This window comes from Streptomyces aurantiacus, assembly GCF_001418335.1.
GTDB lineage: Bacteria > Actinomycetota > Actinomycetes > Streptomycetales > Streptomycetaceae > Streptomyces > Streptomyces aurantiacus.
The window spans coordinates 17,136-42,587 of record NZ_LIPP01000135.1; the positions used below are offsets into that span (position 1 = coordinate 17,136).

Annotated in this window: 18 protein-coding genes and 1 pseudogene; 11 read left to right on the forward strand and 8 right to left on the reverse strand. The window is 72.4% G+C overall.

What is annotated here, in order from left to right; all coding sequences use genetic code 11:
• Nucleotides 1-358 precede the first annotated feature (358 nt).
• Nucleotides 359-781, reverse strand: a pseudogene (locus AOK01_RS46760) (EamA family transporter); the annotation flags it as partial.
• On the opposite strand from AOK01_RS46760, the gene pdxR reads away from it, so the two are divergent.
• The 5 genes from pdxR to AOK01_RS19075 all read left to right on the forward strand — a co-directional run bounded on the left by pdxR (nucleotide 772) and on the right by AOK01_RS19075 (nucleotide 10,153).
• The gene (gene pdxR, locus AOK01_RS19055; protein ID WP_055513239.1) at nucleotides 772-2,235 is read left to right on the forward strand and encodes a MocR-like pyridoxine biosynthesis transcription factor PdxR; all 1,464 of its coding nucleotides are present in this window, start codon (nucleotides 772-774) and stop codon (nucleotides 2,233-2,235) included. The pseudogene AOK01_RS46760 and the gene pdxR sit on opposite strands and share 10 nt — an antisense overlap.
• Before the next feature lie 215 nt (nucleotides 2,236-2,450).
• Nucleotides 2,451-4,034 carry an alkaline phosphatase D family protein gene (locus AOK01_RS19060; RefSeq protein ID WP_055513241.1) on the forward strand — a complete coding sequence of 528 codons (1,584 nt, stop codon included), beginning with the start codon at nucleotides 2,451-2,453 and terminating at the stop codon, nucleotides 4,032-4,034.
• A 218-nt stretch (nucleotides 4,035-4,252) separates the two neighbouring features.
• Nucleotides 4,253-5,656 (forward strand): SWIM zinc finger family protein, encoded by a 1,404-nt coding sequence (locus AOK01_RS19065; RefSeq protein ID WP_107099849.1) that lies wholly within the window; start codon nucleotides 4,253-4,255, stop codon nucleotides 5,654-5,656.
• 92 nt (nucleotides 5,657-5,748) lie between these two features.
• Nucleotides 5,749-8,430, forward strand: a complete 2,682-nt coding sequence (locus AOK01_RS19070; RefSeq protein WP_079103550.1) for a DUF7824 domain-containing protein — start codon at nucleotides 5,749-5,751, stop codon at nucleotides 8,428-8,430.
• A 253-nt stretch (nucleotides 8,431-8,683) separates the two neighbouring features.
• Nucleotides 8,684-10,153, forward strand: a complete 1,470-nt coding sequence (locus AOK01_RS19075) for a GNAT family N-acetyltransferase (protein ID WP_079103551.1) — start codon at nucleotides 8,684-8,686, stop codon at nucleotides 10,151-10,153.
• Nucleotides 10,154-10,299: 146 nt separating this feature from the next.
• Here AOK01_RS19075 and AOK01_RS19080 read toward each other — a convergent pair whose 3' ends face one another.
• Nucleotides 10,300-11,625: a trans-sulfuration enzyme family protein gene (locus AOK01_RS19080; protein ID WP_425424744.1), complete on the reverse strand. Its 1,326-nt coding sequence runs from the start codon at nucleotides 11,623-11,625 to the stop codon at nucleotides 10,300-10,302.
• A gap of 60 nt (nucleotides 11,626-11,685) precedes the next feature.
• Between AOK01_RS19080 and AOK01_RS19085 the strand changes: the two genes are divergently transcribed.
• Both AOK01_RS19085 and AOK01_RS19090 read left to right on the forward strand, forming a co-directional pair.
• A complete protein-coding gene (locus tag AOK01_RS19085; RefSeq protein ID WP_055513244.1) occupies nucleotides 11,686-12,192 on the forward strand; it encodes an Lrp/AsnC family transcriptional regulator in 507 nt (168 codons plus the stop codon).
• Nucleotides 12,193-12,254: 62 nt separating this feature from the next.
• Complete coding sequence (locus tag AOK01_RS19090; protein ID WP_055513246.1) at nucleotides 12,255-13,946, forward strand: DUF885 domain-containing protein; 1,692 nt, start codon at nucleotides 12,255-12,257, stop codon at nucleotides 13,944-13,946.
• 161 nt (nucleotides 13,947-14,107) lie between these two features.
• On the opposite strand, the gene AOK01_RS19095 is transcribed toward AOK01_RS19090, so the two are convergent.
• The 6 genes from AOK01_RS19095 to AOK01_RS19120 all read right to left on the reverse strand — a co-directional run bounded on the left by AOK01_RS19095 (nucleotide 14,108) and on the right by AOK01_RS19120 (nucleotide 22,156).
• On the reverse strand, nucleotides 14,108-14,623 hold the full coding sequence (locus AOK01_RS19095) for an immunity 21 family protein (RefSeq protein WP_055513248.1): 516 nt from the start codon (nucleotides 14,621-14,623) through the stop codon (nucleotides 14,108-14,110).
• Nucleotides 14,624-14,790: 167 nt separating this feature from the next.
• Nucleotides 14,791-17,781, reverse strand: a complete 2,991-nt coding sequence (locus AOK01_RS19100) for an AAA family ATPase (RefSeq protein WP_055513249.1) — start codon at nucleotides 17,779-17,781, stop codon at nucleotides 14,791-14,793.
• Between the two features lie 139 nt (nucleotides 17,782-17,920).
• A complete protein-coding gene (locus AOK01_RS19105; protein WP_055513251.1) occupies nucleotides 17,921-19,084 on the reverse strand; it encodes an exonuclease SbcCD subunit D in 1,164 nt (387 codons plus the stop codon).
• A gap of 177 nt (nucleotides 19,085-19,261) precedes the next feature.
• Nucleotides 19,262-20,794: a flavin-containing monooxygenase gene (locus tag AOK01_RS19110; protein WP_055513253.1), complete on the reverse strand. Its 1,533-nt coding sequence runs from the start codon at nucleotides 20,792-20,794 to the stop codon at nucleotides 19,262-19,264.
• A 3-nt stretch (nucleotides 20,795-20,797) separates the two neighbouring features.
• Nucleotides 20,798-21,262 carry a cupin domain-containing protein gene (locus AOK01_RS19115; RefSeq protein WP_055513255.1) on the reverse strand — a complete coding sequence of 155 codons (465 nt, stop codon included), beginning with the start codon at nucleotides 21,260-21,262 and terminating at the stop codon, nucleotides 20,798-20,800.
• Between the two features lie 126 nt (nucleotides 21,263-21,388).
• Nucleotides 21,389-22,156 (reverse strand): IclR family transcriptional regulator, encoded by a 768-nt coding sequence (locus AOK01_RS19120; RefSeq protein WP_055513257.1) that lies wholly within the window; start codon nucleotides 22,154-22,156, stop codon nucleotides 21,389-21,391.
• A 136-nt stretch (nucleotides 22,157-22,292) separates the two neighbouring features.
• Here AOK01_RS19120 and AOK01_RS19125 point away from each other — a divergent pair, with 136 nt between their 5' ends.
• Genes AOK01_RS19125 through AOK01_RS19140 form a run of 4 tightly spaced genes read left to right on the forward strand, consistent with a single transcriptional unit; the run spans nucleotide 22,293 to nucleotide 25,391 of the window.
• Nucleotides 22,293-23,081, forward strand: coding sequence for an SDR family oxidoreductase (locus AOK01_RS19125; protein ID WP_055513259.1), 789 nt, complete (start codon nucleotides 22,293-22,295; stop codon nucleotides 23,079-23,081).
• Entirely contained in the window at nucleotides 23,081-23,584 is a 504-nt protein-coding gene (locus AOK01_RS19130) for a cupin domain-containing protein (protein ID WP_055513261.1), read from the forward strand. The genes AOK01_RS19125 and AOK01_RS19130 overlap by 1 nt, the downstream gene beginning before the upstream one ends.
• The gene (locus AOK01_RS19135) at nucleotides 23,581-24,459 is read left to right on the forward strand and encodes an alpha/beta fold hydrolase (RefSeq protein ID WP_055513264.1); all 879 of its coding nucleotides are present in this window, start codon (nucleotides 23,581-23,583) and stop codon (nucleotides 24,457-24,459) included. Before AOK01_RS19130 ends, AOK01_RS19135 begins: the two co-directional genes overlap by 4 nt.
• The gene (locus AOK01_RS19140) at nucleotides 24,456-25,391 is read left to right on the forward strand and encodes a DODA-type extradiol aromatic ring-opening family dioxygenase (protein ID WP_055513266.1); all 936 of its coding nucleotides are present in this window, start codon (nucleotides 24,456-24,458) and stop codon (nucleotides 25,389-25,391) included. Before AOK01_RS19135 ends, AOK01_RS19140 begins: the two co-directional genes overlap by 4 nt.
• Nucleotides 25,392-25,452 lie beyond the last annotated feature (61 nt).

The window sequence follows — 25,452 nt, forward strand, 5'->3', positions numbered from 1 at the left end:
CGATGCGCTGCATGCCCATGTACCAGCAGACGAAGCCGACGACCGTGACGATCGCCGCCTGCCACAGCAGTGCGACGGCCTCCGTCGAGTCCGGCATGCGCAGCCAGGCGCGGCCGTCGACGAGCACCCCGGCCACCGCCGACTCGACCGCCGCGAGCCCGCACACCGTCGCGGAGAGCAGGCGCGGTCCGAGCGGCCGCAGGACGGGCACGGCGAGCACCGCGAAGCCGATCTCGCCGACGAGCGCGCACACCGAGAAGGCGATTCCGGCGCCGTCGGTACGGCCCCAGCCCTGGACCGTGAAGGCGCCGGCGGCCACCAACGACGATCCGTACAGGACGATCCGTTGGGGCCTGCGGCCCTCCAGGAGGGGAACGAGGACGGCCACGGCGACCGGGGCGCAGCCTACGAAGACACCCGGTATCGCGGGTTCCGCGGAGCGTTCCGCGGCGATCACGGCGAGGTTGAAGCCGACCATGCCGACGGCCGCCAGCAGCGCGAGACGCACCCATCGGCGCGGTGTCAGCATGCGCAGGGGTGCCGCGCCGCCCCGTCCGACGAGCGGGAGGAGCAGCAGGCAGGCGAGGCCGTAACGCAGGAACTGGCCGCCCGCGTACGGGTAGTGGCCGAGGACGCTGTTGGCGGTGAAGGAGCCTCCGACAAGGACGGCGGCGAGCGCCGCGAGCAGCATCCCGCGGGTCCCGCGTGTGGTGGTGGCGTTCATGGAAGTGACGCTACGTAGGACGGCGGTCCGGTTTAAGGTCCACTTCCATGACGTCATCGGGGACCAATCCGGATCCGCCCGCGGCGGTGGGCTGGGCCGGCGCCTGGGAAGTGCTCCTGCCCGCCGCTTCGGCGCCGGCACGCGCGCGTGGCCGTGCTCTGCAGGCCGCCCTGCGGGAGGCGGTCCGCTCGGGCCTGCTCACGCCGGGTGTCCGTCTGCCGTCCAGCCGTGAACTCGCCGCGGATCTCGGGGTGTCCCGGGGCCTGGTCACCGAGGCGTACGAACAGCTGACCGCGGAGGGCTATCTCCGTAGCGACCGGGGTGCCGGGACCTGGGTCGGCGGGGCCGTGCGGGCGGCCGTCCCACGCGCGCGGGACCTCGCTCCGCGCGACCGCGGCGCCCGTGCGGACTTCGTGCCCGGTACGCCCGACCTGTCGCTGTTCCCGCGCGCGGCGTGGTCGGCCGCGCAGCGCGGGGTGCTCGCCGAACTGCCGCATCACACACTGGGCTACCCGGATCCGCGCGGGCTGCCCCGGCTGCGTACCGCACTCGCCGAGCTGCTGACCCGGCGCAGGGGAGTGGTCGCGGATCCGGAGCGGGTGGCGGTCGTCTCCGGGGTGGCCCAGGCGACCACCCTGCTCGGATTCGTGCTCCACGCGCGCGGGGTGCGTGCCGTGGGCGTGGAGGACCCCGGAAGCCCCGAGCACGGGACCCTGTACGCGTCGGCCGGCCTCGACGTCGTACCGCTGCCGCTGGACGACGAGGGGCTGGACATGGGGGTGCTGTGGGCGTCGGGGGTACGGGTCGTGGTGACGACGCCCTCGCACCAGTTCCCTACGGGGATCGCGTACTCGGCGCGACGCCGTGCGGAACTCCTCGACTGGGCACGTGCCGTGGACGGCCTCGTCGTCGAGGACGACTACGACGGTGACTTCCGCTACGACCGGGCGCCCGTGGGGGCTCTTCAGGGGCTCGATCCGGAGCACGTCGCGTACACGGGTTCCGTCAGCAAGTCCCTGGCGCCGGGGTTGCGGCTCGGCTGGCTGCTGGTACCGGCGTCGCTCGCGGAGGAGGTCGTCGAACGCAAGCGCACGATGGACCTCGGCAATCCCGTCGTCGACCAGGCCGTGCTCGCCCGCTTCGTGGAACGCGGTGACTACGACCGCCAACTCCGCCGCTGCCGCCGCGCGTACCGGGAGCGCCGCGACACGCTGGTCACGGCCCTGGCCGAACACTTTCCCGGGACGGAGGTCTCCGGCATCGCCGCCGGCCTCCACGCCATCGCCGCGCTGCCCGCCCGCTACGGTCCACCCGACCACTTCCTCACGTCGACGGCCTCGGCCGGCATCGCCGTGCGCTCCCTCACGTCCTACACACGAACAATGTCCGACCACCACGGCACCGACAGCGGCAATGACGTGATACGTCTCGTACTCGGCTACGCCCACGTGTCCCCGACACACATCCGCGAGGGAATCCACCTGATGGCGAACGCGACACGATCCCACTAGCCACCAGCCACTCGACGACAACACCCCCAGCCTGCTTTTGAGGGGCGCGAGGAACTGCGCGACCAGCCCCCACGAACCCGCACATATCCACCGAGCGCCGCTACCTCCGCCAAATCCAGCGGAGCGAGTTGTTCACCTGCGGTTTCCGTGTGCGCTGCGGCGTACCAGTAGGTGTAGCCGTGCACACTGGCCGAACCCGTCCCAGGAGGCACCCCATGTCACACCGTCCGCCGAGCCCGTTCCCCGGCCGTCGCAGTGTCCTGCGCGGCTCGCTCGCCGCGTCGGCGGCACTCGCGCTGCCCTCCGCCGTCGGCGCCGCGGCTCCGGCGTTCGCCCTGTCGGGGCGGCCCCAGGCGCGATGGGGCGTGCAGGCGGGCGACGTGACCACGAACTCCGGCCTGGTGTGGGCCCGCTCGGACCGCCCCGCACGCATGATCGTGGAGACCTCCGCGACCGAGTCGTTCCGCAGGCCGCGAAAATGGCACGGACCGCTCCTGGGCGCCGGCACGGACTTCACGGGTACGGTCCCGCTGCACGGCCTGCCGGCCGGGGAGCAGATCCACTACCGGGTGACGCTGGCCGACCCGGACGACTACCGCCGCACCGGCGAGCCCGTGCCGGGCACCTTCCGGACCGCGCCCTCGAAGCGGCGCCAGGACGTCCGGTTCCTGTGGTCCGGCGACATCGTGGGCCAGGGCTGGGGCATCAACCCGGACATCGGCGGCCTCTACGCGTACGAGGAGATGCGTCGCCTGAATCCGGACTTCTTCCTGTGCAGCGGCGACACGATCTACGCGGACGGCGCGCTGTCGGCGTCCGTGACGCTGCCGGACGGCCGCATCTGGCGGAACGTCACCACCGAGGAGAAGTCCAAGGTCGCCGAGACCCTCGCCGAGTACCGCGGCAACTTCCGCTACTCGCTGCTCGACGAGAACGTACGCCGGTTCAACGCGCAGGTTCCGACGATCACCCAGTGGGACGACCACGAGGTCACCAACAACTGGTACCCGGGCGAGATCCTCACCGACGCCCGCTACACGGTGAAGGACGTCGACACGCTGGCCTCCCGCGCCCGCAAGGCGTTCAGCGAGTACTTCCCGATCTCCACCCTGCCCGCCACCGGTGCGGAGGGCCGGGTGCACCGGGTGGTGCGCCACGGTCCCCTGCTGGACGTCTTCGTGCTCGACATGCGTACGTTCCGCAACGCCAACTCCCCCGGCCGGCAGACCGACGACACCACCGGCATCCTGGGAGCGGAGCAGTTGGCCTGGCTGAAGCGGGAGCTGGCACGCTCGCGCGCGGTGTGGAAGGTGATCGCCTCCGACATGCCGCTCGGCCTGGTCGTACCCGACGGTTCGACGGACATCGAGGCCGTCGCGCAGGGCGACCCGGGCGCGCCGCTCGGACGCGAACTGCAGATCGCGGAGCTGCTGCGGTTCGTCAAGCACCGCCGGATCACCGGCACCGTGTGGCTGACGGCGGACGTGCACTACACCTCGGCTCAGCACTACGACCCCTCGCGTGCGGCCTTCAAGGACTTCGCGCCGTTCTGGGAGTTCGTCTCAGGGCCGCTCGCCGCGGGCGGTTTCCCGGCGAACGCGCTGGACGGCACGTTCGGTCCGGACCGGGTCTTCGTCAAGGCGCCGACGACGTCGAACGTCTCACCGATGGAGTCGCCCCAGTACTTCGGCGAGGTCGACATCGACGGTGGCAGCGGTGAACTGACGGTCCGTCTGCGGGCGACCGGCGGATCGGTGCTGTTCACGAAGGTGCTGCAACCGGGGCGCGTGGGGCAGTAGTTCGCCTGCGTCACGCCACCCCGGCTCTCGTACTCCCGGCTCCCGTACTCTCGTACCCCGTGCCGCGTACCGGCGTCATCCCCCAGTACGCGGCACGTCTGCGTTCCCGGGCTCCCGGGTTCCCCGTTGTTCCCGTGTTCCCGGGTCTCACATTGCTCCCGAGTCTCCCGTTTCCACAGGTCAGAGCGATTGTCAGTGGTCGCCTCTACGGTTTTTCCATGACGCGATCGATGCAGGCCGTGGCCTACACCCGACCCTCCACGCTGGAATCCGCACCGGGCGGACAGCGCCTGGGACTTGAGACCTCGCGGGGGACGACACCCCACGGTGTCGAGGACCATCCCCGTTTCTTCGCGGGCTTCCTGACGTCGCCTCAGGTCGCGTCGGCGGGACTCCTCGCGGTCGCCGACGTGGCGAGTGCGCGCTACTACCAGCGGCAGCTGCGGTCGTCCCTTGACCCGGTGGTCACGGGCAACGGCGACCGGTTGCGCTTCGAGTCCTTCTCCGGCTGCGGCGGAGTGTACGCGCGTCTGGACGTGCTGGCGGCCGGTCTGGACGGCGGCGAGGTGGGGCACGGCACGACGAACGTCGACGTCAACAACCCGCTGCGGGACGCCCTGTCGAGGATCGGTTCCGACGATCCGCTGCACCTGCGTGTCGGCCCGGACGAGATGGCCGTGACCACCCTGGACGGTCCGGTCGTGGAGAAGAAGGTGCCGCTGCCGGACCGCTGGCTGCGGGGGTTCGCCGAGGCCCAGGTGACGGCGGCCGGTTTCGACCTGCGGGCCGAACTGCCCGCGGCAGAGGCCGTACGGTTCCTGCGCTCGCTGCCCCGGGCCGACGCGCGCGGCGCCTCCCGGGGTGCGCAGTGGGTGGTGCCCGCGGGACGCGTTCTGCGGCCCACGACCCGGCCGGTGCCCGGAGCCGTCTGTCTCCCCGGCCCCGAGCGGCTGATCGCCCTCCAGAGGGTTCTCCGCCATGCGTCGGCCCTGCGGGTGTACGGTCCCGCGCTCACCGGGTCCGCCGCGGCGGCCAGTGCCTGGGAGGTCGCGCTGCCCGGAATGCGGCTCACGCTGACGCTGTCCCCGGAGGCCTCCCGGGGCTTCTCCGGTGAGGGTGGCGTGCTCGACGCGCTGGCCACCGACGAGGCGGCCGAGGACGCGGAACTGACAGCGGTGCTGCTGGCGTGGGAGCCCAGGATCGATGTCGGGGACCTGTCCGCCGCCTCGGGTCTGTCCGCCGAGCGGGTACGAGCGGCCCTCGTCCGGCTGGGCACCTCGGGACGCGTGGGCTACGACACCGCGGAAGCCGCCTACTTCCATCGTGAACTCCCTTACGACGCCGAGCGGGTGGAGCGGCACAACCCCCGGCTGCGGGCCGCCCGGGACCTCGTGAGGGCGGGCGCGGTGGTCCTGGACGGCGTCCTCGGCACGGTGACCGCGCAGGACGGGCACGCGCAGCGGGTGCGCGACGACGCGGGGGTGCTGAGCTGCAGTTGCCTGTGGTGGGCCAAGTACCGGGGCGGGCGCGGACCGTGCAAGCACGCGCTGGCGGTACGGATGGTCCGCCGCGGCGCGCCGTCCGGACAGGCTGAGGTTCTGCTCGACGGGGGTGTGCGTTGAGCGGTGAGGTGTTGGTGAGCGAGGGGGTTTCGGTGAGGGGCGAGGCGTCGGTGAGCGGAAGCGGGGCGGTGTCGGTGAGCGGGAGTGGAGCGGTGGCGGTGGCGGTGGCGGTGAGTGACGCGGTGTCGGTGAGTGACGCGTTGCTGAAGGCCGTACGGGCGGGGCGGACGAGCGAGGTGGTGAGTCTGCTGGACGGGATGACGGACGCCGAGCGCCGGCTCTGTCTGCCCGTGCTGAAGGAGCTGCGCAAGGAGTTGCGGGTCGCGCCCTGGGACGCCAGGTCCCGCGAGGCGTATCCCACACTGCACGCGGCCGGGGCGGCCTGCCACACCGGAGCGGCCGGGGCGGCGACCTGGCTCACCGCGGCGGACATGCGCTGGTCGCAGGCGTCTCCCGCGGTCCTGCTCCATGTGCTGGGCGACCGGGGGCAGGACTGGCTGGGCAACCTCACGCGGCGACTCGCCGACCGCCCGGAGACCTCCCAGGTGCCCTACGAGCTGATGGCGGGACTGGTACGGCTGTCCCGTTGCGCGGTGCCGACGACGGAGACCTACGTCGTGGGCTGGGTCGAGCAGATCGGCAGTCTGTGGGAGCGCGGCGACACCGTCCTGCAGCGCCTTCGCCAGGATCCGTACATGGCGGAGCTCGTCCCCGCCCTCTTCGAGATCCCGGACATCGGCAGCCACCTGGACTGGCTCTTCGGTGACGGTCCGGACAGTTGGTTCAACGCTCTCGCGACGCTCACCGAGGAAGGGTTCCTCGACCGGAAGGTCATGATCGACGCCTGCGTCGCCAGGTTGCTGCGCGGCTCCGTGGCATCCGACTGCCGCGTTTTCCTCAAGCTTCTCAAGGCACTTGAGCCGAGCCGGGACGAGGAGCGGCAGCGTGCCTCCGACTGGCTGGCGCTCGTCTCCCACGCGGCCTCGGCCGTGGCGTCGCACGCCCAGTCGGTACTCGGCGCTCTGGCCCTGGCCGGCGAGGCCACGCCCCGTCAGCTCGCCGAGATGACCTCCGTCGTGCTGTTCCGCCCGGAGAAGAAGATGGTGCGTGCCCAGCTCGTGCTCCTCGGGAAGGCGCTCCGGCGCGACCCGTCGAGCGCGGCCGAGCTGCTGCCCGCGGTGGCGCAGGCCTTCGGGCACGAGGACACGGACGTGCAGGAGCGCGCGCTGAAGCTGGTGGAGCGGCACATCGGCGCGGTGGACCCGCGGGCGCGCGGTGAAGTGGCCGAGGGCGCCGTCCAGTTGAGCGCCGGACTGCGAGCGCGTGCCGTCGCGGCCCTGGGCCTTGACGCGACCGACCTCGCGCCGCAGCCGTATCTGGAGCTGCTGCCGCCCGTGCCGTTGCCGGCACGGCTCGCGCCCGCGCCGGACTCGGTGACCGAGGTGGCCGAGGAGGTCGGGGCCCTGCTGGTGTCCGCCGACGGTGACACGGCGGCGTTCGAGCGCGCCCTGGACGGTCTGGTGCGGCACGCCTACCTGCGCCGGGAGGAGCTGGCCGAAGCCCTGCGGCCGGTCGCGGCACGGAGCTGGTGGATGGACACCGAGCGTCATCACCACTCGCCGGACGAGTACTTCCGCAACGCGCCGCACGGCCTTGAGCTCGTGCTCGCGGCCCTGCTCGGCAGGGTGCGTATGTCCACGCTCCAGCGGGCCGACCGGCACGGGCCGACGTCGAACAACTGCGTGCACAGCGCCCTGGCCGCCGTCCTCGACGCGCGCCTGTGGGAGGCGGCCCATCGGGTACGGACCGATCCGCTGCCGTTCCTCCTGGCCACGCCCACCTGGTCGTCGGGATTCCTGGAGCCGGACGAGTTGGTGGCCCGCCTCGGCGAGTACCACCGGCTCGGTGCAAGGCCCGGGGAGGCCGACTTCACCCAGGCGCTGCTCCGGTTGCGCCGCGACGACCGGGCGGTGGCCGCGTCCGCCGCCGAGCGGGCCGCCGCGCTCGGCACGACGGAGGGCCAGCGGCTGGCCCGATGGCTCACGGGCGAGGGCCTGGCGACGCCCACGAGCAGACGACGCGTCTCGGCGACGCACATCCTGCTCGAACTCGGCGAACTCGACGGACTGCCGGAGGACCTCCCCCAGGCGTTCCGTCAGCTCGGCCTGCCCGTGGGTGTCCACGGGTCGCGCAGATACTGCCACCACTACTGGAACCCGGTCGAGCAGCAGCACTGGCTGGCCGTGCTGCCCGGGTGGCGGGAGATGGTGGCCGCGCGCCTGATGCGCGAGCTCGCCACGGTCGCGGTGGAGGACACGCGAGGCGCCGCCGCGGTCCTGCCGCTGATCGCCGAGGCGGAGGGCGAAGCGGGAGAGGCCGTGCACCTCTGTGTGGCGTACGGGCTGGGCGCGCGCCATCCGGAGGACCGGCTCAGCGCGGTGGACGCCCTGCTGGTCCTCGCCGCGCGCGGGCACTTGGACGCCGAGAAGCTCGGCACGGACCTGGCACAGCTGGTGCGACGCGGCGCGGTGAAGCCCCTGCGGCTGGCCGAGTCCGTACAGACCGCGGCGACGACCGGAGCGTACGGCACCGTCTGGTCGATACTCCGGGCCGCGCTGCCTGTGCTGCTCGCGGACCTCGCGTCGGAGGGCGCGGCTCCGGCCGCCCGCGGGTTCGGCGAACTGCTGGCCGTCGCCGCGGAGTGCGCCGAGCGGACCGAAGCGCGCGGCGACGTGGCACACCTCGGGCCGGTGGCGGAGCGACGGGGTTCGTCCCGGCTCGTGACGCAGGCTCGCCGGCTGCGTACGGCGTTGGAACAGGAGGTGGCCGCCTGACGCAGTCGCACCGAGGGCGCACCGGTCTCACCCTCCCCTCCCCTTGCCCCCGGTCTCGCTCCCGGTGCCGATCCCGGTCCCGATCGCGGCTCAACGCCCTTGACCGACCAAGCCGTTCACGTGGGCGTGCGAGGCGCGACAGAGAATCGTAAAGAATGCAACAAAGAGGGCAGATGCATACTTAACCGATCAGTCACAAAGCGTTCGCGATCACGCAACACCCGTACTTCACAGTGACTGTATGACTCCAGACATGTCTGATGTGACGCGCGCGAAAAACGGCCGGCCGGTCCACCACTGGCGCAGGGACCTCGTCGAGCTGGCCGCTCTGTTCACGGCGGTGGCAGTCGCCGACGCCGTGGCGAACCTGATCGGGCACGGCCCCGACGGCCCCGTCCTGCTCGCGATCTCGGCGGTCGCGCTGATCGCCACGGCCGGGTTCCACACATGGTGGTCACGCCACCACGGTCACGCCCCTCCGACGGGCGATACCGGCGCCGCCCCGGCCGCGTTCGTGCTGCCGGTCATGGCGGCCGAGGAGAACCCCGGTGCGCCGGCGGCCGGCTCCGGGGAGACCGTGCTGTGGCGGATGCGTACCACCGTGCGGGACGAACCGGGTTCGCTGGCCGCGCTGTGCATGGCGCTGGCGGGACTGCGGGTCGACATCCTGAGCCTGCAGACGCATCCGCTGGCCGAGGGCACCGTGGACGAGTTCCTGCTGCGGGCTCCCGCACCGGTGGCGGCGTCCGAGGTCACGCGTGCGGTGTCGCTGTCAGGTGGCTTCGGCACGTGGATCGAGCGGGCCGACACGCACGACCTGGTGGACGCGCCCACGCGTGTGCTGGGTCTGGCGACGCGCACCGCGCTGGACGCGGCGGAACTGCCGATGGCGCTGCGGCAGTTGCTGGGGCGGTGCACGATCCGGTCGCTGCCCGCCTCGTCGGCGCGCGGTGACCGTTCGGAGGAGGGAGCGCCCGTCGAGGGGGCGCTCGACGACACGGTGATGCGGTTGCGCGCACCGGAAGGCGGAGTGATCACCGTGGAGCGGCCGTATCTGCCGTTCACGCCCACCGAGTTCGCGCGGGCCCGTGCGCTGGTCGAGCTGGATGCCCGGCTCGGCCCGCGGGTGCCGCGTAGCCGGGACGTACTGACACTGCCCCAGGGCAACGACATCACGGTGCGCCGCGCCGACGCCGGTGACGTCGGCGCCGCGAAGGCCATGCACGAGCGGTGCTCGCAGCGGACGCTGCGCCTGCGCTATCACGGCCCGGTCGGCGACGCGGACAAGTACCTCAAACACCTCCTCAGCCCGCACTTCGGGCGCACGCTCGCCGTGCAGACCGCGTCGGGGCGCGTCGTCGGGCTCGGCCATCTCCTCTGGGACGGCGACGAGACGGAGATCGCGCTGCTGGTGGAGGACGAGTGGCAGCGGCGCGGTATCGGCGGCGAGCTGATCGGCCGCCTGGTGGCGATGGCCGTCGAAGCCGGCTGCGAGAGCGTGTACGCCGTCACGCAGTCGTCCAACACCGGCATGGTCGCCGCGATGCGCGGCCTCGGCCTGCCCCTCGACTACCAGGTCGAGGAGGGCACCCTCGTCATCACGGCCCGTCTGGACAAGGCGTCGCTCCACGCCGGCCTGCCGCCGCACGCCGAAACTCTCGGACACGGGCACGAGTACGAGCAGAGGCCGGCGCCCGAGCCCGAGCCCTCCGTGCGCGACTGACGGAAACGGCTGACCTGACCTGACCGCCCGCCCCTTGCACCCGTACGGCGGCGGGCCCGGCACGATTGTGATGGCCGGGCCCGCGGCCGTACAGGTTTCGGGCCGAACTCCCCCGCGCCTCCCCCGCACCCTCGTCGGCGCCCCGACTACCGCCGCGCCGCGGCCACCCGTACGACATCGCTGTCCCGCGCCCGGCCCAGCGCCTCGTCCAGGTCGCGCCAGAGGTCCTCCACGTCCTCCAGTCCCACCGACAGTCGCAGGAGTCGGTCGGTCACGCCGCTCCCACGCCGGTCCGCCGCGTCCACGACGCGATGGCTGATCGAGGCGGGGTGCTGGATCAGCGTGTCGACGCTGCCAAGGCTCACCGCGGGGGTGACCAGCCGGACCGCGGCGATCACCTCGTGCGGATCGCCATGGACCTCGAAAGCGATCATGGCGCCGCCGATCCGCGGATAGTGGACCCGGGCCACCCGTGGGTCGGCGGAGAGACGCCGGGCCAGTTCCGCGGCGTTGGCGGAGGCGGCGCGCACCCGTACGGGCAGCGTCGACAGGCCGCGCAGCAGCAGATAGCCGGCGAGCGGATGCAGCACGCCTCCCGTGGCGAACCGCACCTGCCTGAGCCGCCCGGCGAACTCCTCGTCGCAGGCCACGACCCCGGCCATCACGTCACCGTGTCCGCCCAGGTACTTGGTGGCGCTGTGGAGCACGAGCCGTGCGCCGTGTTCGGCGGGCCGTTGCAGCACCGGTGTGGCGAAGGTGTTGTCGACGAGCAACGGAACGCTTCCACAGGCATGGGCGACGGCCCGCAGATCGAGTTCGGCGAGCGTCGGATTGGCCGGTGACTCGACCAGGACCAGACCGGTGTCCGGCCGTAGCGCGTCCTCGATCCCCGCGGGGTCGACCCACGTCACCTCGGAGCCGAGCAACCCAGCCGTCAGCAGGTGATCACTGCAGCCGTACAGGGGCCGCACCGCCACGACATGGCGCAGCCCCATGGAGTTCCGTACGAGGAGCACCGCGCTCAGCGCCGCCATACCGCTCGCGAAGGCGACGGCGCTCGGGGTGCCCTCCAGCCGGGCGAGAGCCGTCTCGAACCGGGCGACGGTCGGGTTGCCGAGCCGGCCGTAGACCGGGGGCCCGTCCGGTTCGGCCCCGTCGGTGGCGAAGGCGTCGATGCGGGCCGCCTCGCCGCGGCTGTCGTACGAGGGATAGGTGGTCGAAAGATCGATCGGCGCGGCGTGCAGCCCCTGCCGGGCGAGGTCGTCCCGCCCCGCGTGCACGGCTTCGGTGTCCAGGGCCCGCCGCGCTCCGGGCCCCGCTGCCTCCACCACACCCACCACACCCACGGTCCTCGCCGTCCCCACCGCTCCCACCGTCCCCACCGCTCCCGCCGTCTCCGCCGCCCCGGTCGTCCGCCCGCTCTCGTCCGCCGTGTCGTGGAGCCCGTTGTCAGTGCTGCTGCCGAAGTCCATACACGGCAGCCTGAACAACAACCGGAGGATGCGCTCCGAAGCCCGTGTTACGTTCGGCTCATGGCCGAATCCGTCGTACTGGACCCGGTGGACCTCCACCTCCTGTCCCTGTTGCAGAACGACGCCCGGACCACGTACCGGGATCTCGCCGCCCAGGTCGGTGTCGCGCCCTCGACCTGCCTGGACCGAGTCACCCGGCTGCGCCGCTCGGGCGTGATCCTGGGCCATCAGCTGCGGCTCGATCCGGCCAAGCTGGGCCGGGGCCTGGAGGCGCTGTTGTCCGTGCAGGTCAGGCCGCACCGGCGGGAGTTGGTCGGGCCGTTCGTGGAGCGGATCAGGACGCTGCCGGAGTCTCGTACCGTCTTCCATCTCACCGGGCCCGACGACTATCTGGTGCATGTCGCGGTCGCCGACATGGCGGATCTGCAGCGGCTGGTGCTCGACGGTTTCACCGCCCACCGCGAGGTGGCGCGCGTCGAAACCCGGCTGATCTTCCAGCAGTGGGACTGCGGACCTCTGCTGCCGCCCGATCCTCCGGGTGCCCCGCCCTCGGCGAAATCGGGGTGACAGGGCCCTAGGCCCGGAAAACCGGGCTGACGCGGTGCCCGTCGCCGTATGAGGATGGCCGCATGTCACAGACGAAGAACCCGCTGCCCCGAGAGGTCGCCGACACGTACGTCGACGAGCTCATCGCCCTCGACCCGGTCACCGGTACGTATCTCGGCGTGAAGGAGAGTTCCAGCAGGTTGCCCGACACCTCGCCCGCCGGCCAGGAGGCGCTCGCCCAACTGGCGCGGGTGACGCTGGCCCGGCTCGACGAGGCGGAGCGGCAGCCGGGCGCGGACAGTGACATCGAGCGCCGTTGCGCGCGCCTGCTGCGTGAGCGGCTCACCGCCGAACTCGGTGTGCACCAGGCCGAGGAGGGCCTGCGGGCCGTCGGCAACATGCACACGGCCGCGCACGCGGTGCGCGAGGTGTTCACCATCACTCCGACGGAGACGGACGAGGACTGGTCCGCGATCGCCCAGCGGCTGCGCGCCGTACCGACGGCCCTCGCCGGTTACCGCGAGTCACTCGGTCTCGGTCTTGAGCGCAAGCTGTACGCGGGGCCGCGGCCGACCGCGACGTTCGTCCAGCAGCTCACGGAGTGGTCGGACACGGACGGTTCGGGCCGCGGCTGGTTCGAGGACTTCGCGTCGGCAGGGCCCGAGGCACTGCGCGCGGAACTCGACGAGGCCGCCCGCGCCGCGACCGCGGCCGTCGTCGTGCTGCGCGACTGGATGCGTGACGTGTACGCACCCGCGATCGAGGGCGCGCCCGACACGGTGGGCCGCGAGCGGTACGCGCGCTGGTCGCGCTACTTCAACGGTACGGATCTCGATCTGGACGAGGCGTACGCGTACGGCTGGGCCGAGTACCACCGGCTCCTCGCCGAGATGAAGAAGGAGGCGGAGAAGGTCCTGCCCGGCGCCGAGACCCCGTGGGTGGCGCTCGCGCACCTGGACGAGCACGGCAGGCACATCGAGGGCGTGGAGGAGGTCCGCGAGTGGCTGCAGTCCCTGATGGACCGGGCCATCGAGGAACTGGACGGCACGCACTTCGAACTCGCCGAGCGGGTACGGAAGGTGGAGTCCCGCATCGCCCCGCCGGGCAGCGCCGCCGCCCCGTACTACTCGGCTCCGAGCGAGGACTTCTCCCGCCCCGGACGTACGTGGCTGCCGACGATGGGGCAGACCCGTTTCCCGGTGTACGACCTGGTGTCGACCTGGTACCACGAGGGTGTCCCCGGCCATCACCTCCAGCTCGCCCAGTGGGTGCATGTCGCGGGGGACCTCTCCCGCTACCAGGCCACCGTGGGCGGGGTCAGCGCCAACGCCGAGGGCTGGGCCCTGTACGCGGAACGGCTCATGGACGAACTCGGCTACCTCAAGGACGCCGAGGAGCGGCTCGGCTACCTGGACGCCCAGATGATGCGCGCGGCCCGCGTCATCGTCGACATCGGCATGCATCTGGAGCTGGAGATTCCGGCCGAGTCGCCTTTCCACCCGGGTGAGCGCTGGACTCCGGAGCTGGCCCAGGAGTTCTTCGGCGCGCACAGCAGCCGCCCGGCGGACTTCGTGGAGAGCGAACTGACCCGCTATCTCTCCATCCCCGGTCAGGCCATCGGCTACAAGCTCGGCGAACGCGCCTGGCTGCTGGGCCGCGCGAACGCGCAGAAGCGCCACGGCGACGCCTTCGACGCGAAGGCGTGGCACATGGCGGCGCTGTCCCAGGGTTCCCTGGGCCTGGACGACCTCGTGGACGAACTGTCCCGGCTCTGACCCACACAGGACTCCGGCCCACACCGGACTCCGACCCGCACAGGAATCTCACTCACACACGGCTCCGACTCGTACACGGCGGCCGGCCCGGTCGCCGTGTACGGGGGCCGATTGCTCGGCCGCCGTGTACGGGAGCCGAGTTGCTCGGCCCCCGCCCCCACTCACCGTCCCAGCAGCCTCAGTTGGACGAGTCCGAGCCAGGTCTCCGGGCCCGGCTCGGCGTGGGTCGCGCGTACCGCGTAGCGTCCCGGGGCGAGGGGGATCCGCAGATGCCCCGTCTTGGTGGACTCCTCCCCCGGCCACGCCGCGTCGAACAGGATGACGGCCCCGGGAACCTGCCAGTGCACCTCTCGGCCCCATGCCGCGGTGTCGAGGGCGGCCGGCACCTCGGCCAGCAGCTCGCGTTCCGACTCGCCCGCGAACCACCGTACGAACGTGGTGTGTTCGGGCAGGTAGGCGGTGGCGGCCGGTTCGTCACCGAGGACGAGGGCCGTGGCGTTGCCGACGGGCAGCAGGCCGGTGAGGCCCTCCACCTCGCACGCCCTGTCGTAGTCGGAAGCCAGCTCGTCGCCGTCGGCCCCCGTCCAGAACGGCAGCACCACTTCCGGTATCGCTATGAGCGGTCCACCGCCCGACTCGACCCACTCGACCGAACTGGGATCCGCATAACTCACCATGCGCAGAAACTACACGCCCGCGCGGCCCCGAATTGACGCTTCCTTTGCTCGGCCTCACAGCTGATACGTGACTGAGTCCGGACGACCGCCACAGGGGCGCCCCGGTCGTGGCGGCGGCCCCGGTCGAGGTCCGGTCGAGGTCCGGTCCAGAGCCGGTCAGGGCGCCGTCAGCCTGCGCCCCGCTGCCGGACCACCGACCCCGACCGCCCCTTCACGACCTCCAGTTGCGCATGGATACGTCGCCGCAGGTCCGCGACGTGACTGACGATGCCGACGCTGCGGTCCCGCTCCCGCAGCGAGTCGAGCACGTCCAGGACCTCGTCGAGCGTCTGGTCGTCGAGGCTGCCGAAGCCCTCGTCGATGAAGAGCGTGTCGAGGCGTACCCCTCCCGCTTCGTCGGTGACGACGTCCGCGAGGCCCAGCGCGAGTGCGAGGGAAGCGAAGAACGTCTCACCTCCGGAGAGCGTCGCCGTGTCACGCTCACGCCCGGTCCAGGCGTCCACGACATGCAGCCCGAGGCCGCTGCGGCCACGCCCGGCCCGGTCGTCGGAGTGGACGAGGGTGTACCGCCCGGCGGACATGCGCCGCAGCCGGGCCGTGGCGGCTGCCGCGACCTGTTCCAGACGGGCGGCGAGGACGTACGACTCCAGGCGCATCCTGCGTTCGTTGTCCGCGGAGGTGCCGGCCGCGAGCGTCGCGAGGCGGGCCACGCGGTCGTGCTCCTCGCGCAGCGGCCCCAGCCTGCGGACCGACGCGGTGGCCCGCTGGGTCAGCCGGTCGAGTTCCGTGCAGCGGCGGAGGGCCGCGTCGCGCGCGGAGGCCGCCTCGCGCACCCGCCGGACGGCCACGGCGGCGGTCTCCTCGGCGGCCCGCACGTCGGCGGCCGGCCGGTGCGCGGCGGCTGCCGTCTCCGCCTCCGCGAGCACCGCGCGGACCGTCGCCTCCTCCTGCTGCCAGGCGTCGAGCCTGCGTTGCAGCTCGCGGTGGGCCACGTCGTCGAGGAGGGCGTCCGCGGCGGCCTGCGGCGTGTCGAACCCGGCGCGGAAGGCCGCGTCGGCGAGTCGCGCGTCGGCGTCCTTGAGCCGCTGCGCGGTGTCCGCCGCGACGCGCGCGGCGTCCGCTGCCTCCGTGAGCGTCGAGACCAGCCGCTCCAACTGGGCGGCCCGCTCGGCGACACTGCCCGCCGAGCCTCTGGCCTGCGCCAACTCCCCTTCTAGGGCCGCCGTTTCGCGCGCCAGGGCGTCCCTGCGCGCGGCCCGGGAGGCGCCGCGTACGGCGGCCTCCTGGTGGGCGGTGAGCCGGCGCCCGTGTTCGTGTTCGGCCTGCCGGAGTGCCTCGCCGGCCGCGTGCAGCCCGGAGGCGGCGGCCCGCGCCTCGGCGTGTCGGCGCTCCAACTCCGCGGCCTGCTCGGCGAGTCGGCCGGTGGGCGTGTCTCCCGCCTCGGCGGTCGCGGCGGCCAGCGCCTCGCGCACCACCCCGAGCCGCCGCTCCTCCTCGGTGCGCTGCTCGTCGGCGCTCTGGTAGGCGGCGAGCGCGGCGTCCTCGGCCCGCTGGTCGATGTGCCCTTCGACCTTCCGGGCGGGAACGGGGTGCTCGGTGGCACCGCAGACGGCGCAGGCCTCACCGTCCACGAGGCCCGCGGCGAGTTCCGCGGCGATGCCCGCGAGGCGCTGTTCCTTCAGGTCCAGCCAGTGGGCGCGCGCGTCCGTCGCCCGTTCGCGAGCGGCGAGCACGCGCGCGTGGGCCTCGTCGGTGTCCCCGGCGAGCTGGTCACGCAGCCGGGCGGCCGACAGCCGCGACCGGGCGGGGTCGCGCTGGACCGCGAGCTGTTCGGCGCGGGTGGCGGCCTCCTGGGCTTCCTCGATACGGGTCTGGAGGCCGGCCCTGCTCGTCTCCCACTGGGAGAGCCAGTGCTCGGTGTCCTGCAGCACGTCGTCGTCGGCGCGCTCCTCGCGGTCCAACGCCTGGCGTGCGGTGGCGAGTTCGGCGAGCCGGTGCTCGCCGCGGCGGGCCGACTCCAGTCCGCCCAGCTCCTCGGCGGCCTTGCGCGCGGCGGTCGCGAGGCCCGTGGCCCCGGCGTCGGTGAAGGTGTCGGGCAGCTGGGCACGCGCGCGTGCCTCGGCGTCGGCCGCCCGCCGGTGCTCGGCCCCGGTCGCGTCGCGCAGCCCGAGCGCGGGCGCCACCGCTTCGGCCTTGCGGGCCCGCTCCATCCGGGTCCGGTCCTCCCTATGGGCCCCGGAGCGCTCTTCAAGGCGGGCGGCCCGCTCCCGTGCCTCGGCGAACCGGTGCTGGAGCCGCGCCACTTCGCGTACGTCCTCCAGTACGCGATCCGCGGCGGCCTGAGCCGACTCGGTGGCCGACTGCGCGCACCGCGTGATCGTGAACCGTTCCCGGGCCGTGCTCCTGGCGATCGCCGCCCACTCCAGAACGGCCTCGGCGAGCCCCGGGGCACCGGGGGCCAGATCGGGCAGCGGCAGCTCGACGAGGTCACCGGCGGCCTGCTGCATCCGGTGGGCGTCGGCGAGCAGCTCGGCGTCCCCGGCGCGCACCCGCGTCTCGGCCGCGCGCCTGCGCTCGGCCAGGCGCTGCTCGACGGCGGCGAAGCGCCGGGTGTCGAAGAGGCGCCCGAGCAGTTTGCCGCGGGCCTCGGCGTCGGCCCGCAGGAAGCGCGCGAAGTCGCCCTGCGGCAACAGCACGACCTGGCAGAACTGCTCGCGGCTCATCCCGAGGAGCTGGGTGATCTCCTCGCCGATCTCCTGGTGGGAGCGGCTGAGGTCCTTCCAGGAGCCGGCGGGCACGTGGTACTCGCGCAGCCAGCTCTGTGCCTTCTCCGTCGTGGTGCCCGTGCCGCGCTTCTTGGGGCGCTGCCAGGGCGGCTGCCGGGTCACCTCCAAACGGCGCCCCGCCACGGTGAGTTCGAGCTTGACCTCGGTGCGGGTGCCGGGCGGCGCGTGGTCGCTGCGCAGCGAACCGCCCTGCCGGGCGCCCGGCACGGAGCCGTACAGTGCGAAGCAGACGGCGTCCAGGACGGAGGTCTTGCCGGCGCCGGTCGGACCGTGCAGCAGGAAGAGCCCGGCGGCCGACAGGTTGTCGAAGTCCACCTCCTGGGTGCCGCCGAACGGCCCGAACGCGGTGATGTGCAGCCGGTGCAGCCTCATCGGGCCCCCTCGAAGCAGAGCCCGCCGGCCGCCGCGCCACGCAGACCACGCGGGCGGTCCGGGCCGTGCGGCCGAGTCGGACCCCCCGGGCTGAGCGGGTCGTCGTACGCGGTCACCTGGCTGATCGGGTCGTACGGAGTCACCTGGCGACCTCGCGGACGGTGTCGTCGGCGCGGACGGTGTCGAACGCGTCCTGGAGCACGGCCTGTTCGCGTTCGTCAGGGCCGGCGCCGCGCACGTGGGCCACGAAGTCCTCCGCGATCTGCTGGTCGCTGCGGCCCGCGAGCCGCCGCGCGTACGAGACGTCCGGGTCGTCGGGTGTCCGCTCCGGTTCGAAGACGAGGCTGAGCGTGTGCGGGAACCGCTCGACCAGGCGCGCCATGGGGTCGGCGGGGCGCACCGGGTCGGTGAGGGTCGCCTCGACCCACGCCTCCTCGTGGCGGGCCAGCTCCGGCTCGGCGAGCAGTTCCTCCAGCTCGCCCCGGATACGGGCGAGCGCGCGCGGTACGGGGCAGTCGAGGCGCTGGGCCGCCACCGAACCGTCGGCCCCCAGGTCGATGAGCCACATGCTCTTGCGGTGCTCGGTCTCCGAGAAGGAGTACGGCAGCGGAGAGCCCGAGTAGCGCACGCGCTCGGTGATGGTCTGGCTGCCGTGGAGATGACCGAGGGCGGCGTAGTCGACCCCGTCGAAGACCCCGGCGGGGACGGCCGCGACCCCGCCCACCGTGATGTCCCGCTCGCTGTCGCTGGCCTCGCCCCCGGTGACGAAGGCATGGGCGAGGACGACGGAACGGGTGCCTTCCTGGCGGGTGGCGAGGTCGGCGCGCACCCGGTCCATGGCGGCGGCGAGCACGCTCTCGTGGCCGGCCTTCTCCACTTCGAACTCGTCCTTCACCAGGGCCGGTTCGAGATACGGCAGCCCGTAGAAGGCCACGTCCCCGAAGGCGTCCTTCAGCACCACCGGAGTGCCGCAGGCCGCGGGCTCGGTCCGCAGGTGGATGCCCGCGCGGTCGATGAGCCCGGCGCCGACACCGAGGCGGCGCGCCGAGTCGTGGTTCCCGGAGATCATCACGGTGGGGACGCCGAGGCCGGCCAGGCGGTGCAGCGCGTCGTCGAAGAGTTCGACCGCGGCCAGCGGCGGCACGGCCCGGTCGTACACGTCCCCCGACACGACCACCGCGTCCACGCCGCGCTCGCGCACGGTCGTGACGAGGTGGCCGATGAACTCGGCCTGGGCACCGAGCATGTTCACCCGGTGGAACGCCCGGCCCAGATGCCAGTCGGAAGTGTGCAGAATCCTCAACGTACCGCTCCGACCTGCATGTCTTCCCCTACTTCACTCCCGAGACCAGCACTGGACGCGGCCGGCGGGCGGTTGCCCCTTGAGCGCGGTGTGGCCGCTGGGGTGATTGTAGGTCCCGGCCGCTCGGGGAAGACGGGCAGGCGGTACGACCGGTCCCCCGCAACCGATCCTCGTCCCTCAGTTCGAGGGAAGGAGCGGCTCGGCCGCGGGCAGCTGTGGGTCGGGGTCGTTCGACGGCTGTCCGAGGCGTTCGATGAGCGCGGGGGTCACCCGCCGGTACGCCGCGGGATCGACCGGGTTGATCCAGTGCCCGGCGCGAACCCGCCTGCCGATGTTGAGGCCGAGGTCGTCGAGGACCTCGTCGGCGTTGTGCATGGAGAACGGAATGATCTTCGTGTTGCGGCAGTGGTGCCCGTCGGTGGCGCCGTCCATGAACGCGATCTGGTCGACGACCCGCTGCCGCCGGGTCCGCGGATCGGGCAGCGGCACCAGGCCCCCGAGGTCGGCCGCGATCCACACCGCTGCCATCTCGGCGTTGAGGGGGCTGAAGAAGGACGAGTTGTAGCCGTTGAAGTACAGACCGGGCGCGTCGAGCGGCAGGATCTGCCGGTAGAGCATGAAGTTGCCGCGCTCATCGAGGAGTTGCTGCTGTATTTCCTCGTCGAGGAAGGGCACTTCCTGTCGGAAGCCGGTGGCGCAGACGACCGTGTCGGCCGGCAGGAGGGTGCCGTCGTCGAGTCGCGCGTGCGGGCGGCCCGACACGGTCAGCAGCCGGGTGATGGTGCGGTCGCGGTGCACGGTGATCGTGCCTGCCGCGACGCCTTCGAAGAATCCCTCGGTGCCCAGTCCGATGGCGCCCTTGACGATGTCCTCCATGCGTCCCTCGGGCACCAGACCGAGCTTCTTGAGCCGGTACTGCCGGACGGAGACGGCTCCGACGGAGTTGAGCATCCGGCGGCGCAGACCGTTGCCCGGGCCGTGCAGGAAGCGCTCAAGGCCAGTCGGCCGCAGGTAGCGGAAGAGTGCCTCACCCATCCGGGTCAGCAACAGCATCTTGAAGTTCAGGAGGCCACCGATCCTGCGGGGCACCTTCCACAGCAGCTGCCGGGCGATCACGTCGGTGCTCGCCGCGGTCCCGCCGATCGCCACGGCCACGTCACAGGCCGACTTGCCGTAGCCCACCACGAGCACGTGCCGGTCCCGGGCCTCCTCGGCATCGTGGAAGTCGGTGGCGGCGACCAGCCGGCCGCCGGCCTCGGTGAACTCGTCCAGCCCTGGATAGTCCGGGACGGCCGGCTCGCAGAACACGCCGTTGGCGACCACGAGCCGGTCGACGCCCACCGTGTCCCGCGTCCCGTCCGCGTCACGGACCTCAAGGCTCCAGCCGCCCTCGACCGGTCGGGCGCGGGTCACCGCGGTGCTCAGCCGCAGGTGGGGCGGGAGCCCGAAGTGGTCGGCGTAGGAGGCGAGGTAGGCCTGCACCTGCGGCCCGCTGGGCCACTCGGGATAGTCCTTCGGCATGGGGAAGTCCGACAGCGAGTACTGCGTCTTCGGGCTCTGCGTCGACACGCCGGGGTAGCGCCGCGTAACGCCCCACACTCCCCCGACATCCGGTGCCTTGTCGAAGACCACGACGTCGTGGCCGGCCTGCTTGAGCACCTTGGCCGTGGTCAGGCCGGCGACGCCCGCGCCGATGATGCCTATCCGCATGGTTCACCGCTCTCCCGGCTGAAGGTCCAGGACGATACCGAAGTCGTCCATGATCCCTTTGATCTTCGAGAGGTCCTTCGGTCCCGGCGGCAGCTCGGCCAGCGCCTGGTAATAGCGTTCGAGGCCTGCCGGTGAGACCACGGAGATCACCCGGGACTCCTCGCCGTAGGGGTTGCGGAAGGCGTGCGGCACATCGCGCGGGAGGTAGAGGTAGTCGCCGAGCTCCAGGACGTACGCCTGGTCGCCGAGGGTGACGTCGAGCCGTCCGGCCAGGCAGACGAACGACTCGTCCTCACGCGTGTGCGTGTGCAGCGGCGGCCCGTCGGTCTCCGGGGGGATCGCGTACTCGAACAGCGAATAGGCGTCGCGGGTTGCTTTGCCGTCGGCCTTCGTGGTGATGCCGAGTCCGAGTGCGGCGATTTGTGTGCCCTCACGCGAGGGGAGTAGGTAGCCACCGCCCAGAGTCATCGTTGTCTCCTTCGAGGTCGCCCCACCGCCAGGTGGTCGGTGTGTGGTGGACGACAGCGTGGCGGCGGCCCGGCGTTCCACCAAGCGGATGTCCCGCCGACTGGGACACTTTCGGCAGACCGGGCGTCACCGGCGGGGAGCGTAGGCGCGGGAGGCGGCAGCGGCGGCCATCCGTACCGCAGGGCCCGCGCGGTCGGCACGGACCAGTCCGGTCGGGCCGGTGACCGACAGCGCGGCGACGACATCGCCGAGCGGGCCGAAGATCGGCGCGCCCACACAGCTGAGGCCGATGTTGCCCTCCTCCCGCTCGACCGCCCAGCCCCGGTCCGGGATGGCGGCCAGCTCGCGGCGCAGGGCCACCGGGCTGGTGAGGGTGCGCGGGGTGCGCGCGGGGAGCCCCGCCGCGATCACGGTGTCGACCGTCTCCTCGTCCGACCAGGCGAGGATCGCCCGTCCGAGGGCCGAGCAGTAGGCCGGGAGCGTGCCGCCCACTTGGGACAGCATGGGCATCTGCCGGTGTCCGGTGATCTTCTCGACGACCAGGACCCGCGGTCCGTCGAGCACACCGAGCTGCACGGTGATGCGGGTGGCGTGGTGGAGGTCCTGGAGGTACGGCAGCACGGCCTCGCGCAACTCGTGCCGGATCGGGGCCAGACCGGAGAGTTCGAAGAGCCGGTTGCCGATGCGGTAGCGGTGCTCCGGCTTGTCCAGCCAGCCGAGCCGGATCATGGTGTCGGCGGTGCGGTGCGTGGTGGACCGGGGAAGACCGCTGCGCTGGGACAGGGCGGCGAGCGTCAGTTCCCGGTGATCCTCGTCGAAGGCTCCGAGGATCATCGCCGCACGCCCCAGCGCGCCCGCCTCGGCGGTACCGGTGTCCCACCCCGTGGGACTCATCGTTGGCTCCCGGTTGTCATGCGGGCCAGGCTATCCCTGTCGCGCCGGCTCGACCCCTTCCTTCTCTCGCTCTCGGGCTCGGCCCGTTCCCGCTCTCCGGGATCGCGTTCGCCGCGATCGCGCCGCCCTACGTCCCATGGAGGCCGTCATCAGCAATCGGACCGTACTTGTGGGCGGTGGGGCCACCGGCATCGGGCACGCCACCGCCGAGCATCTGGCGCGCGCCGGGCACCGGGTGGTCATCACCGGCCGCCGCGCCACCGCCCTGCGGACCGCCGCCGACGAGCTGATCCGGAGCACGGGCGGCACCGTCGACTGGCTGGTGAGCGACGTGACGGACCCGGACACCGCCGAGGCCACGGTCGGCGAGGCGGAGCGCCGGTACGGCGCCCTCGACGTGCTGGTGCTCAACGCCGGCGGCCCGCCCCCGGGGCGCGTCCTGGAGGTCGACGACAAACAGTGGCAGTCGGCGTTCGAGCTCCTGCTGCTGGGCCCGCTGCGGCTGGCCCGGCTGGCCCTGCCCGCGATGGCCGCACGCGGTTTCGGCCGCGTGGTGTTCGTGACCTCCACCGCGGTCCGCCAGCCACAGCCCGACCTCGCCGCCTCCGTCGTGCTCCGCTCGGCGGTGACGGCGGCGGCCAAACTGCTGTCCCGCGAGTTCGCGGTGCACGGCGTCACCGTCAACTGTGTGGCGCCGGGCCCGACCGCCACCGAGCGGCGCAGGCAGATCCTGACGAGCCGCGCGCAGGCCACCGGCCGCGGCTACGCCGACCTCGACGGCGAGGACGCCGCGAGCGTCCCCGTCGGGCGTGCCGCGCATCCCCAGGAGATCGGAGCGGCCGTGGCCTTCCTGGCCTCGGCCGCCGCAAGCTACGTCAACGGGACCGTACTCACCGTTGACGGTGGACGAACGGAGACCATCTGATGGCGTTGTCCGGACCCGGCTTCAGCATGACGGAGTTCCTCGGAGCGATCTCCGACACCGTGCCCCCGGGCACGGCACGGCCGTTCGTGGTGCACGCGGCGGAACTCGAACGGCTGCCCGCCGAGCAGGTGCACAACCCGACCGAGCTGGCCGTCGCGGGCAGGCTGCCGACCGCGACGTTCGAGATCTTCCGGCAGACCATTCCGCCGGGCCTCAGCTCCGACATGCAGCGCCACCACCACGAGACCGTGCACTACGTCATCTCCGGTGACGGGCACAGCGAGGTGGAGGACGACACCGGATCGTGGTCGGCCGGCGACTTCGTCTACACCCCGCCCTGGACCTGGCACCGCCACTACAACGACTCCACGGAGCATCCGGTGGAGTTCCTGACCATCGAGAACTCCCGGCTGCTCGGGATGCTCGGTCTCGTCCGCCGGCAGAGCGCGGGACTGGTCACGATGGCCGAGGCCCGCGCGCGTTTCAAGGAGGACACGGCATGACCGGCCTGCCCGCGCACATCAGCGTCTGGAGCGAACTGGCCGACGTGGACCACGAGTTGCTGCACGTCGACGTCGACGGAGTCCGCACCCGGGTGCTCCGCGCCGGATCGGGCCCCGAGCTGGTCCTCCTGCACGGCACCGGTGGCCATCTGGAGGCCTACGCCCGCGACATCGCCGGGCTTGCCGCCGACTTCCGGGTGACGGCCTACGACATGGTCGGACACGGCTGGTCCGACCTGCCGGACAGGCCGTACACGATCGATGTGCTCAGCGACCATCTGCTCGGCGTCATGGACGCGCTGGGCGTCCCGAGGGCGCACCTGTCGGGCGAGTCGCTCGGCGGCTGGGTGGCGGCCTGGACCGCGGCCCACCACCCCGAGCGGGTGGAGCGGCTGGTGCTGAACACGCCCGGCAACATCGCCAACAAGCCCGAGGTGATGGCCAGGCTGCGCGACAGCACCCTGGCCGCCGTCCACGACCCGGGCGAGGAGACGGTGCGCCGGCGGGTGGAGTTCCTGTTCCACCACAAGGAGATGGTGACCGACGAACTGGTGAACCTGCGGCGCGCCGTCTACAGCCGCCCCGGCTTCGTCCGTGCGATCACCAACACGCTGGTGCTCCAGGACCCCGAGACCCGCAAGGACTTCGCCTGGTCCCCGGAGTGGGTCTCCGCGATCACCGCACCGACCCTGCTGCTGTGGACCGACCACGACCCCACGGGCGGGCTCGACGAGGCCGCGATGCTCCTGCGCTGGCTGACCGACGGCCGTCTGCACGTCATCGAGGACGCCGGGCACTGGCCGCAGTGGGAGAAGGTCGACGACTACCTGCGCGCCCACCGTGGCTTCCTCCTTCTGCGCAAGGACCCGGCATGAGCCAGATCATCGGGTTCGTGGGCATGTCCCACTCCCCCTTCGTCACCATGCTCCCGCCGGGGTCGGCGACCGAGCCGGGCAGCGCGTTCCTCGCCGACGCGGCCAGGGTCACGGCCGCGGTGGCCGCCCTGGCGCCCGACGCGATCGTCGTCATCGGCCCCGACCACTTCCACGCGAACTTCTACGACGTGATGCCGCCGTTCGTCCTGGGCGTCGAGTCGGCGGAGGGCTTCGGCGACTTCGACGGCACGGCCGGCCCCCTGCCGGTGGCCGCCCGACTGGCGTGGTCGATCCGGGAAGGGCTGGCCTCGGCGGACTTCGACGTCTCCCTGTCGTACGCGCTGACCGTCGACCACGGCATCGTGCAGAGCTACGACATGGTGACCGGGGGCAGCAAGATCCCCATGGTTCCCCTGGTCGTCAACAGCGCCGCCCCGCCCCTGCCGAGCCTGGACCGCTGCGTCGCGCTGGGCACGTCCCTGGGTGCGGCGGTCCGCGCCTCCGACTTCCCGGGCCGGGTCCTCATCGCCGCCAGCGGCGGGCTGTCGCACTGGCTGCCTTCGAACGACCCCCGCGACACGTCGGTCGCCGACGAGAAGCGCCGGTCGCTGATCCACGGCCGCCAGGACGTCCAGGCCTTCGCGGCGGCCCGTGAGCCCCGCGTCCGTGCGATGGGCGGCGACCCGACCGCCCGGGTCAACGCCGACTGGGACGGCTGGTTCCTCAAGCAGCTCACCGCCTTCGACCTCCCGTCGATCACCGCGCTCGGCCATCAGGGGCTGGAGGACAACGCCGGCACCGGCGGCCACGAGATCCGCAGCTGGCTGACCGGCCTGGCCGCCGTCGGTGACCCCCTGGTGTGGACCTCGTACGAGCCGGTTCCGCAATGGATCACCGGCATGGGCATCGGCACCACGTTCCAGGTGCCGTGAGACGACGTGAGAAGACGTACGCCCCCTGCCGCGACGCCACCCGCGGTCGCACCGCTCGTCG

What these genes read in the sequence shown, in the direction of transcription:
- AOK01_RS19085 (WP_055513244.1), top strand. Translation starts at nt 11,686, where the DNA reads ATGGCCGAATCCGTCGTACTGGACCCGGTGGACCTCCACCTCCTGTCC.
- AOK01_RS19090 (WP_055513246.1), top strand. Translation starts at nt 12,255, where the DNA reads ATGTCACAGACGAAGAACCCGCTGCCCCGAGAGGTCGCCGACACGTAC.
- AOK01_RS19065 (WP_107099849.1), top strand. Translation starts at nt 4,253, where the DNA reads ATGACGCGATCGATGCAGGCCGTGGCCTACACCCGACCCTCCACGCTG.
- AOK01_RS19125 (WP_055513259.1), top strand. Translation starts at nt 22,293, where the DNA reads ATGGAGGCCGTCATCAGCAATCGGACCGTACTTGTGGGCGGTGGGGCC.
- AOK01_RS19080 (WP_425424744.1), bottom strand. Translation starts at nt 11,625, where the DNA reads ATGGACTTCGGCAGCAGCACTGACAACGGGCTCCACGACACGGCGGAC.
- AOK01_RS19130 (WP_055513261.1), top strand. Translation starts at nt 23,081, where the DNA reads ATGGCGTTGTCCGGACCCGGCTTCAGCATGACGGAGTTCCTCGGAGCG.
- AOK01_RS19110 (WP_055513253.1), bottom strand. Translation starts at nt 20,794, where the DNA reads ATGCGGATAGGCATCATCGGCGCGGGCGTCGCCGGCCTGACCACGGCC.
- AOK01_RS19075 (WP_079103551.1), top strand. Translation starts at nt 8,684, where the DNA reads ATGTCTGATGTGACGCGCGCGAAAAACGGCCGGCCGGTCCACCACTGG.
- AOK01_RS19115 (WP_055513255.1), bottom strand. Translation starts at nt 21,262, where the DNA reads ATGACTCTGGGCGGTGGCTACCTACTCCCCTCGCGTGAGGGCACACAA.
- AOK01_RS19095 (WP_055513248.1), bottom strand. Translation starts at nt 14,623, where the DNA reads ATGGTGAGTTATGCGGATCCCAGTTCGGTCGAGTGGGTCGAGTCGGGC.
- AOK01_RS19120 (WP_055513257.1), bottom strand. Translation starts at nt 22,156, where the DNA reads ATGAGTCCCACGGGGTGGGACACCGGTACCGCCGAGGCGGGCGCGCTG.
- AOK01_RS19100 (WP_055513249.1), bottom strand. Translation starts at nt 17,781, where the DNA reads ATGAGGCTGCACCGGCTGCACATCACCGCGTTCGGGCCGTTCGGCGGC.
- pdxR (WP_055513239.1), top strand. Translation starts at nt 772, where the DNA reads ATGACGTCATCGGGGACCAATCCGGATCCGCCCGCGGCGGTGGGCTGG.
- AOK01_RS19060 (WP_055513241.1), top strand. Translation starts at nt 2,451, where the DNA reads ATGTCACACCGTCCGCCGAGCCCGTTCCCCGGCCGTCGCAGTGTCCTG.
- AOK01_RS19135 (WP_055513264.1), top strand. Translation starts at nt 23,581, where the DNA reads ATGACCGGCCTGCCCGCGCACATCAGCGTCTGGAGCGAACTGGCCGAC.
- AOK01_RS19140 (WP_055513266.1), top strand. Translation starts at nt 24,456, where the DNA reads ATGAGCCAGATCATCGGGTTCGTGGGCATGTCCCACTCCCCCTTCGTC.